Raw genomic sequence first — 19,237 nt, forward strand, 5'->3', positions numbered from 1 at the left:
TTACGGCCGGCCCGTCAGCCTCTCGAGGTTGCGCGCGACGATGCGCTTTTCCTTTTCCTCCGATGTCATTACCGACGACTGGCAGATAAGGAAATCGATCAGTCGCGAACCGCGCAGCGCGAATAGCCAGCGAACGAGCAAACGCAACTGGCCCTTCGTCTCCCCGAGATAGACGCCCTGACGCCGCCACGCCCGCCAGAGACGCTGCGGCCATACGCGACTTGCCACGGCGACCAGAATGTGAACGGAGCGGCGCAACACCGAATCACGGTGAAAATGGGACAGGTGAATAAAGTTGTAGAAGCTATCCTTGATCGGCATCTGTTCGTCGCGTGCCTGCCGCTCCAGGTCCGTAAATAGATGCGGTTCCCAGTTCGTCGTGCCGAACCCGTCACTGATCTTGGACGCTTTCATAAAAACCCTTAGGTCGTGCGTGAAAGGTTGGCCCGAGTTCACGATGAAGTTGGCGTAGAGAAAGATTCCGGCGCGGCGCGTGATTTCGTACACCTCCGGGTGCTGCGCGACGGTGAATCCTGGCGGATATCCCTTGTTGAAGTACTCCAACCCCTCGTCGGTCAGCGACTCATAACCGACGAGAATCCGGGCCAAGCCGCCGCGCCCGGCCAGTTCGAACAACTCGGGGTCGCGCAAAATGGAGTCGGCGCGCACGAACGCGTGAAATTTAATGGGGGCGCCGCGCCGCGCGAGTTCTTCGAATATCTCCCGATCCCGCTTGGCGTAGACGCCGAAGTTGTCGTCGACAATCCCCGCCTCGTCGACGCCACGTGCCTGCAACTCGGTAATTTCGTCCAGCACGCGCGCAGCGGATTTCCTCCGCTGCCGGTTCTTCCAAAAGTAAGGAACGAAGCAGAACGCGCAATGGTTCGTGCAGCCGCGCGAGAACTCAATCGCCGCCGATTTTCCGCTGCGGGAATGCGGCGTGAGGTTGGCGTTGTACAAGCTCAGGTTGCAGATCGACCAATCCGGCGGCGGGCTGTCGTCCAGGTTCTCCAGAAAGGGTGCGTCGGGATTGTTGCGCATGGAGCCGTTGTCACGATATGTAATGCCACGCACCCGCGAAAGGTCGCCATCGCCTGCAAGGGTTTCAATCAGCTTGGTGAATTCCGTTTCCGCTTCGTGGCGGAACACCGCGTCGGCACCGCGTTCGACCCAGGGCTCGGGGTACGCAGTGGCGTGCGGGCCGCCCAGAATAATTTTCGCTCGTGGATTGTATTGTCGAATCAATCGCATGGCGATTTCGACGCCGAGTGCGCCGCGACTGTTAATGGATTTCATCGCGACGATGTCCTGTCGCTGAATCAACTCGATGAATTGCCGCCGCGTGATCGACTCGTTGAAGCCGTCGAAAAACGAAACGTTGGTGCCCTCGGGCGCCAGGCGCGCCAGTAGCGGAAACGCGACCGAAGGAATGTTGCAGAAGTCGCGTGCCGCATCAAGCGGAATCGGCCACGTATCGAAAAACCGAGGTGGATTCAGAAACAGCAGATTCATCCGCGGCCCCTATCGCTCGCCGTCCACGCGCACCCGCGCGAGGATCTGCTCGATCCGTTCCAATTGCCGTTGCACTGCGGAATCATCGAATCGAACGCTTTGGTCGGCAAAATGGCGGCAATGGCCACAGGTATCACAGTCGGTGTCCAGGCAATCGATTTCCCTGAAACGGTCGAGAAAACCATCGAGCACGCGGTTATCGATCTCCACCTGCGGCGTTTGTTCATAGTACTCCAGTAATAAGTGCGCGAGGTCGCCGGGCATGCGGCCGAAAGAGGCGAAAGTGTTGCGACCGCGAAATCCGGGCAACCGCGACGCCACCGCCGCCATCGCTTTGAACAAAGGACCCGGCACGCGGCGGGCCAGTGCGATCTTGCGGGAAAAGCGCGGATCGTGTTGGCGCTGATACTCCACGTATCCTTCTATGGAGTTGAGGATGTCGAGCAAATTGCCGTCGTAGTGACGTTCGTGGTACGCCGTGGCGCAACGCACGATCCAGCCTGTGGACTTATCGCGTGTGGCGAGTTTGACGACGTTGACGCCCATCTCTTCGTACGTGTCGAGGTCTTCGGGACGCAGCCACCGCGCCTTGAGAAATTCTTCCGGATGCCGGTAACGGTCGCCGGTGCAGCGCAGCACCCAGTAGTTGTGAGCGAGCGGCGATCCGCCACGATCGAACCCCTGGGAATCGTGCGCCACCGCGCAGCCGTGGAAAGGCGTATACATGCATTTGAACAGGCACAATTCGTTGCCGACCAAAGTAAAACGCGCGTCGGTGGCGGCGCGGGCGGCTTTGAGGAACTCAAAATTCCGGTTGGCGTCGAAGGGAAAGGCCACTTCGGTGACGCCCGCCGCCAAGTAGTATTGCAGGCGGGAAATCGAATCAATCTGACAAAAGACGGAGGCCTTGATGGCCACATCGGGAAAGCGTCGCGACAGCAAGTCGATCAAAAACGGCGACGCCACCGTGAAGCCGGTGACGCCCCAATCAACGAGTTCGGCTGCGTAGTCGAGCAACGTGTGTTGGTGGCGAGCGATAAATTCGTGGTTGCCGTAGCATGCCGCGTTGAACAGGTAGGAAAAACGGAATCCGGCGTCGCGAGCGTTCCGAATATGCTCCTGCACGCGTTCGGCGGAGAGGTGCGGTAACACCATTTTGGGCCGTCCGCCGCCGAATGGCGTTGCGCTTGTCGCGCCGTACAATTCGGCGACGTGCAAACCGCGGAGGCGCTCGATGAGGTCGTTATCGAAATTCGTGCCGACCGCGAGAACAAGCTTCGTTGTTGTTTCTTCTGCCATGTTCCATCTCGAACCGGCTGACGTACGCCGTTTCTTTTTCGTTAGTCGAGCCATCATTATAACATGGCGTTTCGTCGGTCACCAAAGAAAGCCGGCGGTCGTTACGGTGTGTCGCTTTTCTCCACGTAGCCGGTGCCCGCGGGTTGGTTTGTCGCGATTCCCAGAGCGTTGAGTTTCCGCGCCACAACTTGCCGGTAACGATTGAAATCCTGCTTCATATCGGGAAAGCCGTGCGCGGCGCAATTCACCACGGTTACTTGACGCGGCGGATTTCGAAGAACGATGAGGCCGCCGGGATCAAAATCGTTGAGCCGGCGTTCCAGCGGTATGCCCTCTTCGGTGCAAAGCGACCCGTACCAACGGTAGGACAACAAAACCACACCCTCGTCATTCGGCGCGAGTTCGCGCAGCACCAAACGGTTCGGCTCGGCGTGCACCGTCCCACTGCCGGCGAGGAAGAAGCTCCGGTCGCGCCGCACGAGAAAGACCTTCAAGCCGTCGTCGATCGTCGCCAGCGGCGCAAACAACTGCGGATGACGATCGAAGGCGACCTGGGACGCGGAAGTGGTCGTCACGACCCAGCCGATGTTGTACGTATCCATATACTGTGCAAGATCATCCGCGTCGTACCCACGCAAGGGTATCCACGCCAGCGCCCCCTCTTTCAGAAAAGTTGAGTAGATAACACCCGACGTTTCCGAGTTGGGCAGAGCAATGAATTCGCGACCCGGCACCAAACTCGGCATCAATCCGGCGATGTCGAAGCCCAGCGCCTGCGTATCGGGGTTGTGCGTGTTCTCAACAAGAATGCGCGCGTCCGGTGACGTTTGATCGCGCAGGGTCTCGGCAAGTTCCATCAGCGCGGGACGATCCGTCGCCAGGGACATTTTGGCTTCCCACAGTTTTTGATCGTAGATGTACAAGCCCATGAAGTACGCCGCGATGTGGAGACCGGTGGCGAGAAAGAAAAGAGCCCAGATCAACGAGCGGCGGGCCCGCAATCCGTTGGGGAAGAAGACGGGATACCAAAGCAGGAGAGCCGGAATGCCGAGCACGGCGCTGCCGAAGTACGGTCCCATGGCAAAGCGCATGGAATCGCCGCCCGGATCGCCGAGAATCACGGCCACCAACAAGCCGATGAACAAATACAACGCCGCGGCAACGAAACCGACGACTTTGCGGTCTCGTATCCAAAGGCCGATCTTGATCGCCGACAGCACCATCATCAGCAAATACAATGCGAGCGGATAAAACAGCGCACACCAAAACGCCACATGCAACGCCGCGGCCGGAAGGCCGGGTTTCTTCTCGGTGATCAGCGCCCGCGCGAGGAAGACGCCCGCCGGCAGGGCCAGGAAATCAACGGCGGCATCGATGAAGCGAACGGGATACAAATTGGCTGCGAGCCCCGCCAGGATAATGGCACCCACCCACAGCACGGTCAGCCCGAAGACGCCGCCGAGATACAGCCCGAGGCGGTTGCCGGAATCGCGCCAGCGCTTCACCTGCGCACCGCCCGCAAACAAAACAACAAGCAGCAACGGCTGCGCGTAGACCAAGTATACCCATCCCGAATGCGCCCACACCCATTCAAGGCGGTTTAGGCCGTAGAAGAAATCGTAGACGTCCGATAGGGCGCGCGCGAACGCCCACCCCGACGCGGCCCACGGCCACAGGGCGGCTGCGGCAAGCAATCCTCCGCCGAACAAAACCGCGAGCCCGCGCAAGTTGAGCAACCGCTCGCGTTGCCAGATCCACAACGCGGCGAACGCAATGGCCGTCGACCCCAACGCGGTCGGATTAATGCTGCCGATGACGATGCCCGCCAATGTGACGACGGCCAACGTGAGCAGCCACCTGCTTCGTTCAAGGTTGATGCGATAGATCAATCCGGCCGCCGGCAGAATCAGGGAATGCGCGACCGCCGAGTTTACCAAGCCCGTCATCACGTAGTTCGTGCGCAACGTGAAGTGTTCCACGCACAAAACCAACACGCCGGCCAGAGCCGCGGCCAAACGCTTCAATCCGAAAAGCCGCCCGCCCGCGTAGATCCACAACGGTGCCAGCAAGAAATGGAAAAACAAGGTGAGCTTCACGACGGACGCACCCGAGAGGCCCGTCAGCCACGCGATCACCGATTGGAACAGATAAGGAACCATCCACCCGGCGCCGGTCAGGATTCCCGCGCCGAAGGTCGGGTCGTACCCCCAGAACGCGCCTTCACCAAGGAAGCGCGCGTGCAGGTCGATGAAGTAAATGTACTTGGCGTAACTTTGCAGCGCGGGCGGTGCGGCGGAAAAAAGCGCTTGCGGGGGAATGCGCGAAAAAGCGGCGGCAAGCGAAGCCAACGCGAGGACCACCAGATAAACCCGGCCCAGATATTCTTCGCTTTGTCGGCTTATCGTCGATTCGCTCACTATCGCTCTCCTTGAGCGGCTATTTTCGGGGGTTCGACGCAGCGGCGCAACGGGAAAGTGAGAACAATTATCTGTTACGCAAGCCGGGCGCGTTGACTTGCCCGCGCGTGGTCGGCCGCACTACACTCATGGCCGACACATCAACCAAACCGAAAGAAACCATTCACGTGCAAACCGGCATTCACCAGCGCATACGCCTCATTCATCGCTTTCGGCTGACGTTCCTGTCGGTTCTGCTCGCCCTGCCGGTGTTGGGTTTTGTCGAGCGCATGATTCGCGGCCCGCGCGCGGTGTTGTTTTTTCATGACGTGGCGCCGGATTACTTAAACGGCATTCTCATGGCGCCGGGCGTCATCGCCGTACACGAGCGACCGTGGTGGCTGTTGCTGCTGATCGTCGCGGCGATTGCGGCGCTGCGTCTGCGAACCGGAGTCCGCACACCGCGGCGTATCGCACGGGAGACAGGCATCGCCGCCGCACAGTTTGTTGTGTTTCTGACGGCATTGTATGGGGCGGCCTTGTGGGCGTCGTGGGCAACCTGGCGGTGGATTCTCAGTCCGTGGTTGGCCATCGGCTTTGCCGGATTGTGCGTGGTATGGGCGCGGCGCCGCTCGCCCTGGTTCGACCGCGCTTGGTTGGTGTTGTCGGCATTGGGCATCGCGCTATTCGTCATCACCAACGCGCTGACATACGTGAGCGCCGAACGCGCGCCGTGGCTGCATGCCGTGCCTTTCACGGCCTACGATGCGGTGCAGCAAGCCGACCGCCTCGTCGTGGCCACACGCATCGGGGTCGGTTCAAAAGCCATCACGTACTATTCGCCGGAGCGTTATTTCCCGATCGAAGGGACCATGACGCCGCAGCGTCTGGCCTTGGACCACGAAACCGGCGACGCCTTTATCGGCAATTACGGTGGCGAAGGCCGCGCCTCCGTCACGCGACTGCGGGGCCGCGACGTCAAGCAAATCAACCTCGCGGCATGCCGGCGGGTGATTTCGGTGGCCATCGACCCGGTCGAACGCGCTCTTTACGCCGTGTGCGAAGTGAGCCACACGATGCACCGCTACGACCTGGATGCTGAGCGCGAAACCGATGTCTGGGACGTGCCGCCCTCGCCCTACGGCATCGCCATCGACAGTCTGCGGCGACGAATTTATGTGACCAGTGAATTCTATTCGCCCGAAAACGCGGTTTTCGATTTAGAGAATCGCGCGTTCCTTTCGCCGATTGTGCTCGGCAATATCAACTGGGGCGTCGCGGTAGACGAAAAAACCGGCAACTTTTTCATCACTCGTCCGCTGCCGGGAGACGTGCTCGCCTTCGACTCGGAGCGCAACATCATCGCCCGCTTCCGTACCGGTTGCGCGCCCCGGGATTTGGCCATCGATAGCCGCGCGCGCGTGCTGCTGGTAAGCAACTACATCAGCGGCCAGATGACGATCATCGACTTGGACCGGCTAACCGTGCGCCGGCAAGTGCGTGTCGGTACCAGCGGCCTCGTGCGGCGATTCCGTGGCGTTTCGGTCACGTCAGATGGTGATTGGCTCGCCTCGGATCGCTCGGGCGTCTGGCGCCTGCGTCGCGACGCGGTCGACCACCTTTTGAATTCCCGCTAAAAAACCCCGATCAAAGTCTTGCGGACCCCTTCCTTGTATTTAACTGGGCGACCGGTTAACTTATGGGCTTGGATTTTGGGTTGGGGGGAGAACAATGGGTACCAAAGAGCGCATACTTGAAGCAGCCGATGAGCTGTTCGGTGAGGTGGGGTTTGACGGCGCGTCAACGCGCAAGATTGCCGCGCGATCCGGCGCGAACAAGGCGCTGATTCACTATCATTTCAAGACGAAAGAGGGACTGCTCGGCAGCGTTCTGGACCGCTACTACCAGCGGCTCGGCGACACGCTGAGTCAATCGATCGCGCAATCGAATACCCTTCGCGAACGCATTGCCGCGATGATCGAGGCCTATTCCGATTTCCTGAGCCGCAACCGCAATTTCAGCCGCATCGTGCAGCGCGAATCGTCCGGCGGGAAAAACCTGGAGCGGATTGGGCGACATATGAAACCGCTTTTTGAAACCGGGCGCGAGTTGATGGATGAAACCTACCCCGGCATTCAAAACACCGACATGGCGGCCTCGCAGTTACTCATCACCTTTTACGGCATGATCGTCAGCTACTTTTCCTATAGCGAGGTGCTGAGTCACCTTTTGGATACCGATCCTCTTTCCCCCGAAAGCTTGGCCCGACGCAAGAAACACGTGCACGGCTTGATGGATATCGTCTTCGCCGCAATCGCCAAGTACGAGGTTCCGCAAACGGAAAGGCAACATGAAATCAAACAACAATAATGGACAGCGTCGCACAAAGTCGGCCGTCGCCCGGGAGCGCGTTTTAGTCACCGGCGCCGACGGCATGCTGGGTAATCACCTGGTTCGCGAGCTGTTATCCGCCGGGTACCCGATTCGAGTTTTACTGCAACCCGACACCGACCCATCCACGTTGAAAGGCCTGCCGATCCAGCGGTTTCACGGCGACGTCCGCGACGAAGAAGCCGTGACGCAGGCGGTGGACGGTTGTACTTTCGTCTTTCATTGTGCGGCGATTACCGATTTGCGCGCGCCGCGCGATTTGGTGTGGGACGTCAACGTCGAGGGAACGCGTCGCGTGGTGGACGCCGCAGTCGCCGCCAAGGTGAAACGGTTGGTTTTCGTGGGTTCGGCCAGTTCGTTCCCTTTCGGCACCGCTTCCTCGCCGGGCCGCGAAACCAGCGCGCCCTTGCCCGACCACTATCAGGGCATTCCGTATATGGAGTCCAAGCACGCGGCCATGGAGTTGGTGTCGGAGGCTGTTCGGGAACGAGGCCTGGATGCCGTGGTCGTCGTTCCGAGCTTCATGATCGGCGCCTTCACGCATCGTCCCGGCTCGGCGGACCTGATCAAGGCGTTTCTAGACGGCAAGCTGTGGCTGTCGTCGCACGGCGGGCGGAATTTTGTATACGCAGGGGACGTCGCAACCGCGATGGTCAACGCGCTGCACCGGGGAAAATCGGGTGAGCGCTACCTACTGGCCGGCGAGAATCTCACGTATTCGGCGTTTCTGAACAAGACAGCCGAAGTTTCGGGGCTGCGTCCCCCCGTGCTCACGCTGCCGGACTGGATCGTGAACCTGGTTGGAAGAGTGAACACGCTGAGGGAAAAGCTAACCAACAAACCGACGGCTTTGAACTACACGATTACCCGGATATCGCTGCTGGAAACATACTACAGCGCCGAGAAAGCCACGCGGGAATTGGGAATGCCGCACACACCCATCAAACAGGCCATCGCAGCGTCCATTGCCGGGCTGAAGCGCTACGGCCAGGTGAAATGAGGCGATGATGGATTACTTTCGGGACAAAATCGCGCTGGTCACGGGCGGTAGCCGCGGCGTTGGATTGGCTACGGCCCGGGAATTGGCGCGGCGTGGCGCGAAGGTCGCTATCACGGCGCGGGGCGAAGAACGCCTGCGTCGCTCCGAGCGCGAACTAATTGACGCGGGGGCCCATGTCATCGCGGTACCGGGCGACGTGGGCCGTTGGGAAGACGCGCAACGGATGGTGGAAGAGACCCTCCGGGCCTTCGGCGGCTTGGATATTCTGGTTAACAACGCCGGGGTGTCGATGCGCGGCGCGTTCGCCGATTTGACGCCGGAACTGTGCCGGCGCGTCGTTGATACGAACCTGCTTGGTTGCATCTACACCACGCGAGCCGCCGCGGCGTCGTTGACGGCGGCGGGCGGACACGTCGTGTTCGTCTCGAGCATTGCCGGATTGCTGGGCCTGCCGGGCGCTTCGATCTATTGCGCCACGAAAGCGGCATTGGCGACCCTGGCCGAGTCGCTGCGTCTGGAACTGGCCGAAGCCGGTGTCCATATCGGCGTCGCGTATCTCGGTTTCACGGAACACGATCCGGAGAAGCGCATTCTAGCGGCCGACGGCTCGCCGTTACCGGCCGACCGCCCCGCGCACCACACGCAAGACTACGTCGCTCGGCAACTTTTGCGGGTGATAGAACAGCGCCGGCGCGAGGCCATCTTGACCGGTTTCGGCAAAGTAGGGTCGTGGGCTCACCGATTGTCGCCGAGTCTTGTGGAAAAAGCGATTCGTTTCGCCAAGCAAAAGAACCTGGGCTTATACCGAGATTTCTCTTGAGGCCGACGTCTCGCAAAACAACGCTACGTTCCGCATGCTTCGCGGTCGGTACAAACGAGGGGCCTAAACACAACGCATGAATACGACGTATCTTCTCGGCCTTTTCATGGGCATGATCGCCGCCCTCTTGCTGAACGTCGGCAAAGGCGTCCAGAAACATAACGTGCGCGTTTTTCTCGAGGGCCGCGGCATGTTTCGCCCGCCGCATCGCCGGAGTCTACTGTGGTGGATCGTCGGGCTTTTCATGTCCGGCAGCGCCTTGTTCTTCTTCCCCTTGGCCGTGTTCCTTTCCAACAATCCGTCTGCGGTTTCGTCGATGACCGGCATCGGCTTGATCGGCCTACTGCTATTCGCCGTATACGTCATCGGGGAAGAAGTCAGCGCGATGGACCTGATCGGCGTGATGTTGATCGTACTGGGCACCAGCACGCTGGGGTATCTGGGTACGCTGCAGACGATGGTGGAACCGACCTTTTCCGATCGCACGCTCTTTTTCACGATCACCGGCGCAACAGCTATCTTCGCCGCGCTATGCGTGATGGCCTACGTGCGATGGCCGGCGATTCACGGCGTCTCTTTTGGCGCAACGGCGGGCTTCATGATCGGTGCCGGGATATTCCTCGCCGACACGGCGCAGTTGCGCGGCAGCGAGTCGTTTCTGGCGAAAATCCAGATACCTCATTTATGGGTCGCCTTCGCCTTCGCCATCCTGGCGTTGGTCGTCACGCAATTCGGCTTCCTTCGCAGTCGCGCGCTGGAAGTTGTACCGGCGACGAATTCGGCCATCCTCTTGGCCCCTCCGCTTCTGGAAATGGTTGTTTATCGGACGTATCCGACCGCAACGGAGAGCCTGTTGACGGTGGTCATCTTGGCTGGAGTTTTTCTCTTGTCGATCGGCGCCGCCGCGCGGATTTCCGAGCCGACAGCGGACGCGGTCAACGCAGGATAATTGACAAACCCGCCGCGGCAAGTAACACGTACACGGTGATGCGAAAACTCCGTTCCGGAATGCGCGGGTGCAACCATTCACCGACCGCCACCGCCAACGCCAATACCGGAAGAAGTACACCCACCACGCGCAGGTTGGCGGCCACCAGTTTGCCGGTGGCGAGGTGGCCGATCAGCAATCCGGAGTTGAGCACCATCCACAGCGCAGCCAGCGTGGCGCGAAAATTTTCTTTGCGCTCGATTTCGCGCGCCGCCCAGTAGGCAACCAACGGCCCGCCCGACACCCACAACCCTTGGATGAAACCGCCGCCGAACAAGAACACGCGCGCCAGGCCTCCAGGCAAGGGACGCAACGGCGCTTCGCGGCGGCGCAGAAGTCGAACGAGTTCCAAACTGGACAGCACGAAGACGAATGCGCCAAAAGCCCACTTATGATGATCCGTCTCCGCCAGTGTGAAGACGGCCAAACCAAAGGGCATGCCGAGCCCGGCCCAAGGGAGAATGCGGCGAAAAAACAGGTCGCGCTTCACTTCGTGACGATGGCGAATGACCAGGTAGGCCGACACGGCAATGTTGAAGGGCACCAAGGTCGGCACGATGAAATCGATCGGTAGGAAATTGGCCGCCAGCGTAACGGAGATCAGCGACGCGCCGAATCCCATGGCCGAGCCCACGGAATAGCCGCAAAAAACGATCACGCCCAGCAGCAGTACTTCCAGGCCCACGCCGACCGCCTCCCTAAACCGAGCGCGCGGTGATTGGTTTTGCGCCCCCGGTTTGCCGTGCATTTGTAGGAGTTTTGACCCGTCGGCGCAAGAAGTGACCACGGCGCAATTCTAAAATGCGTTGGCTCGTGAGGTCACTGCTCGCCGGACCGCGTTCGGGCGAGTCCGCTTTCGAGTTACGCGAAAAGCTGATTCAAGAATTCGACCAACAATTTTTCCCGCAACGGCACGGGCAAGGCGTTGAGCACTTCGTTGATCTCGGCCATGCGCTCGGGCAACTCGACGCCGGTCATGCCGGCCACGGCGAGCATGTTTTGAAAAGCGCTTTCGTCGAAGTCCGCCGGATCGACTTGGCCGAAAGCCTCGCGGATCGTGTCAGCCAGATCGCTTGATTCTATTCCTTTGGCGATTTCGACGCACTCGCGCAGGTCCTTCAACATCGCCTCGGCGTGGTCATAGTTGCCGGCGTTGATCGACACGTGCACGTTTTCCGGCGAGACGTCGAACGCGAGTTGGGGCTGCAGGAACCAACCGCGCAGTTTCATCTCGTCGACCAAGTGGAATACGTTAAGCGTATCGGACGTGAAGCACACGAGGCACATTTGCGGAGACCCCAGAACCTGGAGGTCTTCTATCGCGTCGACGCCCGCCACGATTTGCTTCATCACTTCGAGTTTCTTGCGCGCCAACTCAAGGTAGCCTTCGTCGCCTAGGAAGTTGACGACCGCCCACGCCGCCGCGATGGGTCCGCCGGTTTTGCTGCTCTGAATCGCATTATTGACGATCGTGTAACCGGTCCAGTTCGAGCAAGCGTAGATCTGGTAACGCCGCAACTCGTTGCTCTTGTACAAAATGATCGACGCGTTCTTCAGGCAGTAAGCGTATTTGTGCAGGTCCATCGACAGCGACCAGACACCCGGCACATCGAACCCGAAGGGCGGGATGTCTTCGCCAAGCCGCCGGAAGTACGGCAGTAGAAAACCGCCCATGCAGGCGTCGACGTGATACCAAAGACCGTGTTCGAGGGTTACCTGCCCGATCTCGGTGATCGGGTCCAGCACGCCGTGCGCGTAGGAAGGCGCCGAGCCCACGACGACAATCGTGTTGGGCGTGATCGCCTGGCGGATCGATTCCACGTCGGCCTTGAAAGTCACCGGGTCGACCGCCGACAGCACCGGTTTCACGTCGAGGTAGTGCCCCGCCTTGTGAAACGCGGCGTGCGCGGTGACCGGCAGGATCATCTCCGGTTCCTTGATCTCGGGCTTGTGAACGCGGAAGTAGTCGCGCGCCGCCTTGATGGCCAGAATGATGCTTTCGGTGCCGCCGCTGGTGAAATTGCCCACGACGTTCTCGTCGCCGTTGACGTGCGCGGCGGACATTGCCACCAATTCGTTTTCAAAGCGCATGAGGCTCGGAAACGCGGTGGGGTCCAGACCGCTTTCGTGCAGGAAATCCATGTACGCGCGCTTCCCGACTTCCTCGGCCTCGCGCCCGGCATCGTAAACGTAGCTCCAAACGCGACCGGAGGACCATTCGAGGTCGGAACCGCGGTATTCCTGCATCTTGGCGAAAATCTCTTCCTTGCTCAGTCCGGTCTTCGGGAATCGCATCATCTTCCTTTCGCCCCCTTCATCGTTCGTTCCGTGCAGTTACAAAAATACGGATTGGCATTCAACGCGACGTCGGATAAGCAGCGGACGTTCATCACAAACATGGACAAAATATTGACGAGATATCCGCGCGTCGGCCCTTGCGTTGCGCTCTACGATGCCCAATCGATTCTCGCGGGGCAAGCCCCGCACCGGCACGCGGCGACGCAACCGTACCTTTTAGAAGCGGCGATTGCCGATGTCGCGCCGTAATTATTCCGTGAACGCGAAATAATTGTGCCAAAGCACCTCAGCGCCCACATGCAGAAAATGCACGAGGCCGTCCGGGCTTTGGTAGATCTGCGGCTGATTCGACAAGTGCGACAGGAACAAGGAATACTTCATCCACGGTCCGCTGCGGTCGGTCAACAAAAACAGCCCCTCGGCCGTTGAATAGCCATGTTCGTACATAATGTAGATGTTGCCGTCGACGCCGAAAATCGCGTTGAACGGGGCGCCGACGTTCCCGGCCTCCACCAAGTGGGTTGACTCCCACGTTCCGGATTGGCCGACCGCGTAATACAATCGGTTGTATCGATCGTCTCGGTAAAACGCATGCAGCGTGCCGGCGGCGTCGATAAGCAATTCACTGTTCTTTTCGACGTAGCGATTCCGATCGACCCACTCAACGAACCATTGCCCGTCGTCCGCATATGCGTGAAAAAGGCCGTAGCTTGTATACGTGATGTGCGGCGTGCCCTGATTGTCCAGCGCCAGCGATAACGGACCCGCGTCCAGGCCGTCGACGAGTTCGGTGGTCCATGTCTCGCCGTGTTTCACCGCGTAATAGATGCTTTCGTTAAGCATGTCGCTGTAGGCCACGTGTGGCGCGCCGTCCGCATCGACCACGAGCGATGAATACTCTCCGGCCCCCGTTTCCAGGGCTTCCATGGTCCAGGTGTCGTCCAGGCGTATCGCGTAGTAGAACGTATCATCGTTGGGGTCGAAGAACGTGATATGCACCGTGCCCGTGTCGCCAAGTGCGATGTCGTAATTCGACTGCGACGCGTTGCCAAGCTCTCGAACAAACTCGCGAACCCACGTGCCTGAACGGTTCGTCGCGTAATACAAGGCGGAATAGGGCTCTTTCCCATATAGCGCGTGAAGATCGTCGGGTCCCGCGGCCGCCAAGACAACGTCTTGGTTGTATCGCACGCTACCGGCCGTATCAATTTCGAAGGTTTGCCAACCTTCCTCGGTACTGCGTGTGTACACAACCTCGAGTTTCTCCTCGTGCGCGTATGCGGTGTGAACACCCCCGTCGCCGTCAATCGCCATGCTGCTATGCCACGCGTTATGTTCGCTGTCGGCGAGCTCAAAGTTCCAGGTACCGCCAAGATTGCTGCCGATGTATACGCCGTCGGCCGCCCAATAGCTCACATGAATGACTCCAGACGAATCGATCGCCGCAGCCGGATCGCGCCCGTCGCCGTCGTAAACGGTCTCAAACGTCCATCCTCCACCGTCCTTTACGATATGGCGAATGCGGAAAGGTGAATTGCCCTCCTCGAAAATAATGTGCGGATCCCCGGCCGCGTCCAGCATCAAGGATAGGTCTTGGATACTTTCACTGGTTTGGTGTACGACGATATCCGCAACCCACGCGCCCGTGCGATTCGTGGCGTAACGTAGCTCATCGGTTTCGCCGCCCCCGTACAGGATATGAGCGAAGCCGCCGCTGTCGATCGCGATGTCGGTTCCGACCAGCGCATCTATATTCGTGTCGGCCGCTTCGGTTTGCCACGCGCCCGTGCGATTCGTGGCGTACATCAGGCGCTGCCCGGTCATATCCCAATAGGAAATGCCCACACCGCCGCCCGGCGCCATGGCAATCGCGGTGACGTAACCCGTGTGTGCGGTGTTGTCGACAATGGTCTTGCGCCACGATCCGTCGGCATTGGTCATGTAGGTCAAGTCGTTTTCAAGGCCGTCGCGATAGGCGACATGAACATCGCCCGACCCGTCGACGGCGAGATCATAATCGAAGGCACTGAACGAAAGCGTCTGCTCGGTAACGACCTCGCCGCGAACCTGGTGCAGTCGCAGATAATCGGAACGGGCCGCCAGAATGTTGACTGTATCGTCAGGCGCTACGGCGACCGCCGTGCCATGCAGGCCGGGTGCGCCGCCGTCGATTTCTTCGAAGATGATGAGGCTGACGGTCGTGTCGTCGTCATCATTATCGTCATCGTCGTTGTCGTCGTTATCGTCGTTGTCGTCGTCGTTATCGTCGTCATCGTCGTCGTCGTCATCGTCGTCGTCGTCGCCGGCGTATTCCGTGCCGAAATTGGCGTACCACAAAGCGCCGTCGCCGTCGTAGATCACGTGCGCGCGGCCGGACCGGTCCACACCAATGGCCGGATAGCCGCCATGATAGGAATCGATCGTCGTCGGCGCCCACTCGCCGGACAAATTCGTCGCGTATCGAAGCTCGTTGCAATAGTAGGAATTGTACGTGAAGTACGCAACGTAGAGGTTGTCGGCGGCGTCGGAGGCTAAGTCGGCGGCGTAACCGGTCTGCCCGACATGGTCGATCGTTTCGGTGTACCAGGAGAATCCGGATTTCCATGCCCATTTGAGGTCATCGTTGTAGCCGTCGGCATACACGACGCGCGGCTGTCCCGATGTATCCAAATCCAAAGCGATGGATGCGTTACCCGAGTAATAAACGTCTTCGATATAGGTTTCCGACCAGCCGTTCCACTTGCGCACATAGTAAACGGGATGATCGCCGCCTGAGAGGTAGCCGATGTGGGGGCGTCCCCATTGATCGACGGCGATATCGGTCTCCCCGTCATAATACGAGGCATAGTCAATCTGCTCCGATTGCCACTCGCCCGAGGCGTTGGTCGTGTAGATCAAACGCCCCGCGCCGTCATCGACATAGGCGAGATGAACGTTATCCTCGGCGTCCAACGCGATCGACAGGTACTGCCCGGTATCACCGGCCGCGTCGGGAACTTCCACCTGCCACCCCCCGTTGGCCCAGGTTGCGTATCGTAGTTCGTACTGCCAATAGTCGACCGTTTCGGTAAACGCGATATGCGGCATGCCCGCCGAATCGACGGCGACATCGTTGAAAAAGCCGTTGTCCGTGGAGAGATCCAGCGGCGCGAAATACCACCGTTTCGGCGTTTTAATTCCGTATATAAGCTTGGCGTAGGATTGATTGTAGTGCGTCGTGTGCAGACGATTCCAATCGTCCACGGCCAACGACTTATATCCGGAGACGATACTGCCGCGATCGATCTGCCGGCTTTTCCACACCGACCCCTCGGGCTCAGCGAGAAACGCCGTATCGAGATCACCATGATAATAAACGATTAGCGGTTGTGCGTCGTTGTCCAGAGCCAAGCCGAATAGGTTGCCGATATCCGCGCCTGTCGCGACGGCCGATGTCTCCCACCCTGTTCGATTCGAGGTATAGACGATCTTTTCCGCTTGGGAATCACTGCGGTCGTAATACGCAACGTGCAAGTGATCGTCCGAGTCGACGGCCACGCGGCGGTCTAAGATTTGATAGCCGTTCTCGACGATCGAGTCCTGTTGCCAGCTTGAACCGTCCTTATACAAATGGAGGAGGTCGCCCCCCGTGACCGTAATGATGTGAGGTTGCCCAAAGCTATCCACGGCGAGGCAATCGTCGCCGCCGGCGTAATCGACGGCCGTTACTGCTTCGCCGACCCACCGGCCGGTTGTGTTGTTGGCATAGAACAGCTTGTAATCGCGTCGGTACAATATATGAATCTTGTCAAAGCGATCAATGCTCAGCCACGGCACATACATCTCGCTGACGGTGAATACGATATCCCCTTGTTCCCATACCCCGGTGCGATTGGACAAATACTGCACCGTGTAACGGCCGTTCCCGTAAAGGAAGTATCCAATGTACACCGAGTCGTCGGAGAACGTGTCAATCACCACGCCCTGACCGAACCTGGTGGTAACTCCCATCGCGGAAACCTGCCATTCGCCGGCCACGAAAGTCGCGTAGTGAATCTCCCCCGTATCGGTGGCGACAAAGACCGCGTGCAAGCGGTTGTCCTTCCCCAGCAACATACTCGGGTACTTGGCGACATGACCCACGAGCCGTTCAATAACCGTTCCGTTCGGCGCCAGTTGAAAGTGGACAATATCGCCCGCTCGCGTCACCAAAACGTGGATGTTGCCCGCATCATCCTTCACGACGGCCGAGCCATAGCGACCGGTATCCCCACCGTAAATGCGGGCGATACTTACCTCGCTCGGTTCGTTTTTGCCGGCGGCGAGCAAAGGATTGAGGGGCACCGATGTCTGGGCGGAAAAGAGCGCGTCCTCCGAGGCAGGCCAGCCGGGCGCACCTGCGTCTAAAGATTCAGCGAAAGAAATCGTGGAGAACTGCAGCAAGACGAGCGTGAGCCAGACTATCCACCAACCACGCCGCGAGGTTGCGCACCACCGCATACTATCCCCTCTCGGCCTGCGTAATGGCGTAAAGAACACTTAGAAGAGAATCTCGGTTGCTGACTATTAGTCCATATTCCTTTTTCTTCGATTTATCAAGCGACGAAAACCGGCACCCCTTTGCCATTAAACTATCGTAATGCTTATCAATACTCTATACGCTGGTCCAGTGGTTCAAGGATACGGAAAGCGTCAATCCATGTGGCTTTCGATTTTCGGCGCGCACCGTGCCGCCGCACGCTTCAACGCATGTCTTTACGATCGCCAACCCCAGGCCCACACCGCCGGTTTCCCGTTCGCGAGAGGAGTCCGGTCGCGAGAAGGGCTCAAAAAGCCGGCTAAGTTCGGACTCCGCGACGCCCGGTCCGTCATCGCTTACCTGAAGATGGACGATCCCGCCTTCGCCGCGCGCGCTAATGAGAATCGGCCCGGCCTCACCCGCGTAGCGCTCAGCATTGCGCACGATATTGGCCAACGCTCGCGACAGCAATTCTGAATCGGCCATGACCGCCAGCTTCTCGTCGATATCGATATCAATATTGTCGCGCCCCGAGGCTTCACGGTCGCAAACCCGCTCGACCAGTGGCCTCAGCGCTACCGACTCCAACGCGACCACGGCCGGATTGATTTGGGCGCGGGAAAACGACAGCAATTCGTTGACCAGTTTCGACATATGCTGCGCGTCTTCGATTACATCCCGCACACGATCTTTGTGAACGTCGTCCACCCGCTGCTCCAACGCGCCCAATCCCAACTGAATTCGAGCCGCCGGCGACGCCAACTCGTGCGCCACGTCACCCAAAAAACGCTTCTGCCCCTTGAGCAAGCCGTCCAAGCGCGACGCCATCTCGTTGATCGAATGGCCCAGAAGGCCGATTTCGTCCGTGCGCCCCTCGTCCAATTTGACGTCGAATCGCCCGTGCGCAATCTCGTCAGCCGCCCGCGTAATTTGCCCGATTGGCCGCGTGATGCTGCGCACTAAGGGAAACCAAATCACCACCGACAGAAACAATACGACGGCGATCAGTACCAGCCACGGCACCGCGTCGAGAAAGAGCCCGCCCCCCGTGACCGAAGACGACACCGCCAGCAATGTCGCGGGATGCGGCGGCCGCGCGCGCTCGACAACCAGAGGAATGCGCACGCCCACCCAGTATCGGCGCGGGTCGTCGGTTCGCAGGGTAAACAACCCGCCCTCCGGTCCCGCCTCTTGCCCGTCAGGCGGCGGTGGATGGCGCGGTACGTTACCCGGAAGCCCGTGGCGCGGGGGCGCGGTGATGTGGCGAAGCACCTCCGCGGGCAATGCCGATTCCGCGCCGGCCAGTTGCCCGCCGTCATGGGCGCACAGAATGAAATCGACCCCGTATGCGTCCCGGTAACGCTCCAGGACCTCGTTCCAAGCTGCCGGCGTGCCTCCCTCCAGGTCGTGCGCTATCAGCCGGCCGATTGCCACGACGCGCTGGCCGTAATGCCCCAACACCGACTGCGGGCCGAAACGAAACTGCATCTTGAACGCGCCGAACAGCACGGCCCCCATAACGATCATCGTCAAGAAGAACCACAGGACGATCCTGGCAAACAACGTGCGATGCAACTTCATGCCGACTCCGGCGGCTCGCTGAGAAACATGTACCCGGCAGAGCGAATCGTTTTGATGTAGCTTGGCGTCTTCGGATCGTCGCCGAGTTTGCGACGCAGCGAAGAGATATGCACGTCGATGGAGCGGTCGAACGCGTCGTGCCCCCGCCCCGCCACCTGGTCGAGCAATTGATCGCGCGATAACACCCGACCCGCCGCGGCAGCCAAGGCATGAAGCAGGTCGTACTCGATAGGCGTCAACGTCAGTTCGGCATCGTTGAAGAAGGCCGCCCGCGATGCCGGCTCGACACGCAGTTCGCGCACGATGATCGGTAAGTTCGGCGTTTCGGCATTTTTCCGCTTGTATTCAAAAGACCGGCGCGCGACGGCGCGCAGGCGCGCCAGCAGTTCGCGGGTTGAAAAGGTTTTGGGCAGGTAGTCGTCGGCCCCGATTTCCAGGCCCACGATCCGATCGG

At 59.6% G+C, this 19,237-nt stretch carries 13 protein-coding genes; 5 read left to right on the forward strand and 8 right to left on the reverse strand.

Translation table 11 applies throughout. The annotated features are described in order from the left end of the window. The 3 genes from P9L99_01765 to P9L99_01775 all read right to left on the reverse strand — a co-directional run bounded on the left by P9L99_01765 (position 1) and on the right by P9L99_01775 (position 5,228). Entirely contained in the window at positions 1 to 1,512 is a 1,512-nt protein-coding gene (locus tag P9L99_01765) for a radical SAM protein (GenBank protein MDP8222062.1), read from the reverse strand. A 9-nt stretch (positions 1,513 to 1,521) separates the two neighbouring features. After that, the gene (locus tag P9L99_01770; protein MDP8222063.1) at positions 1,522 to 2,811 is read right to left on the reverse strand and encodes a U32 family peptidase; all 1,290 of its coding nucleotides are present in this window, start codon (positions 2,809 to 2,811) and stop codon (positions 1,522 to 1,524) included. 101 nt (positions 2,812 to 2,912) lie between these two features. Continuing rightward, positions 2,913 to 5,228, reverse strand: coding sequence for a hypothetical protein (locus P9L99_01775; GenBank protein ID MDP8222064.1), 2,316 nt, complete (start codon positions 5,226 to 5,228; stop codon positions 2,913 to 2,915). A gap of 11 nt (positions 5,229 to 5,239) precedes the next feature. Between P9L99_01775 and P9L99_01780 the strand changes: the two genes are divergently transcribed. The 5 genes from P9L99_01780 (at position 5,240) to P9L99_01800 (ending at position 10,367) form a co-directional block, all read left to right on the forward strand. After that, positions 5,240 to 6,844 carry a hypothetical protein gene (locus tag P9L99_01780; protein ID MDP8222065.1) on the forward strand — a complete coding sequence of 535 codons (1,605 nt, stop codon included), beginning with the start codon at positions 5,240 to 5,242 and terminating at the stop codon, positions 6,842 to 6,844. A 94-nt stretch (positions 6,845 to 6,938) separates the two neighbouring features. Next, positions 6,939 to 7,577: a TetR/AcrR family transcriptional regulator gene (locus P9L99_01785; protein ID MDP8222066.1), complete on the forward strand. Its 639-nt coding sequence runs from the start codon at positions 6,939 to 6,941 to the stop codon at positions 7,575 to 7,577. Continuing rightward, complete coding sequence (locus P9L99_01790; protein MDP8222067.1) at positions 7,558 to 8,598, forward strand: NAD-dependent epimerase/dehydratase family protein; 1,041 nt, start codon at positions 7,558 to 7,560, stop codon at positions 8,596 to 8,598. The genes P9L99_01785 and P9L99_01790 overlap by 20 nt, the downstream gene beginning before the upstream one ends. A 7-nt stretch (positions 8,599 to 8,605) precedes the next feature. Beyond that, a complete protein-coding gene (locus P9L99_01795; protein ID MDP8222068.1) occupies positions 8,606 to 9,418 on the forward strand; it encodes an SDR family oxidoreductase in 813 nt (270 codons plus the stop codon). 76 nt (positions 9,419 to 9,494) lie between these two features. Next, complete coding sequence (locus tag P9L99_01800) at positions 9,495 to 10,367, forward strand: hypothetical protein (GenBank protein MDP8222069.1); 873 nt, start codon at positions 9,495 to 9,497, stop codon at positions 10,365 to 10,367. Here the strand turns inward: P9L99_01800 and P9L99_01805 are convergent. The 5 genes from P9L99_01805 to P9L99_01825 form a co-directional block, all read right to left on the reverse strand. Continuing rightward, positions 10,354 to 11,091, reverse strand: a complete 738-nt coding sequence (locus P9L99_01805; GenBank protein ID MDP8222070.1) for a sulfite exporter TauE/SafE family protein — start codon at positions 11,089 to 11,091, stop codon at positions 10,354 to 10,356. The genes P9L99_01800 and P9L99_01805 overlap by 14 nt on opposite strands. Before the next feature lie 176 nt (positions 11,092 to 11,267). After that, a complete protein-coding gene (locus P9L99_01810) occupies positions 11,268 to 12,701 on the reverse strand; it encodes an aspartate aminotransferase family protein (GenBank protein MDP8222071.1) in 1,434 nt (477 codons plus the stop codon). A gap of 252 nt (positions 12,702 to 12,953) precedes the next feature. Next, the gene (locus tag P9L99_01815) at positions 12,954 to 17,183 is read right to left on the reverse strand and encodes a hypothetical protein (protein ID MDP8222072.1); all 4,230 of its coding nucleotides are present in this window, start codon (positions 17,181 to 17,183) and stop codon (positions 12,954 to 12,956) included. Positions 17,184 to 17,337: 154 nt separating this feature from the next. Then, positions 17,338 to 18,783: a HAMP domain-containing sensor histidine kinase gene (locus tag P9L99_01820; GenBank protein ID MDP8222073.1), complete on the reverse strand. Its 1,446-nt coding sequence runs from the start codon at positions 18,781 to 18,783 to the stop codon at positions 17,338 to 17,340. Next, a partial coding sequence (locus P9L99_01825) for a response regulator transcription factor (protein ID MDP8222074.1) occupies positions 18,780 to 19,237 on the reverse strand: 458 nt, incomplete at its 5' end. The genes P9L99_01825 and P9L99_01820, both read right to left, overlap by 4 nt.

Source organism: Candidatus Lernaella stagnicola, from assembly GCA_030765525.1.
In the GTDB taxonomy this organism is placed as follows: Bacteria; Lernaellota; Lernaellaia; order Lernaellales; family Lernaellaceae; genus Lernaella; species Lernaella stagnicola.

What these genes read in the sequence shown, in the direction of transcription:
- P9L99_01765 (MDP8222062.1), bottom strand. Translation starts at nt 1,512, where the DNA reads ATGAATCTGCTGTTTCTGAATCCACCTCGGTTTTTCGATACGTGGCCG.
- P9L99_01770 (MDP8222063.1), bottom strand. Translation starts at nt 2,811, where the DNA reads ATGGCAGAAGAAACAACAACGAAGCTTGTTCTCGCGGTCGGCACGAAT.
- P9L99_01785 (MDP8222066.1), top strand. Translation starts at nt 6,939, where the DNA reads ATGGGTACCAAAGAGCGCATACTTGAAGCAGCCGATGAGCTGTTCGGT.
- P9L99_01790 (MDP8222067.1), top strand. Translation starts at nt 7,558, where the DNA reads ATGAAATCAAACAACAATAATGGACAGCGTCGCACAAAGTCGGCCGTC.
- P9L99_01795 (MDP8222068.1), top strand. Translation starts at nt 8,606, where the DNA reads ATGGATTACTTTCGGGACAAAATCGCGCTGGTCACGGGCGGTAGCCGC.
- P9L99_01800 (MDP8222069.1), top strand. Translation starts at nt 9,495, where the DNA reads ATGAATACGACGTATCTTCTCGGCCTTTTCATGGGCATGATCGCCGCC.
- P9L99_01810 (MDP8222071.1), bottom strand. Translation starts at nt 12,701, where the DNA reads ATGCGATTCCCGAAGACCGGACTGAGCAAGGAAGAGATTTTCGCCAAG.
- P9L99_01815 (MDP8222072.1), bottom strand. Translation starts at nt 17,183, where the DNA reads ATGCGGTGGTGCGCAACCTCGCGGCGTGGTTGGTGGATAGTCTGGCTC.
- P9L99_01820 (MDP8222073.1), bottom strand. Translation starts at nt 18,783, where the DNA reads ATGAAGTTGCATCGCACGTTGTTTGCCAGGATCGTCCTGTGGTTCTTC.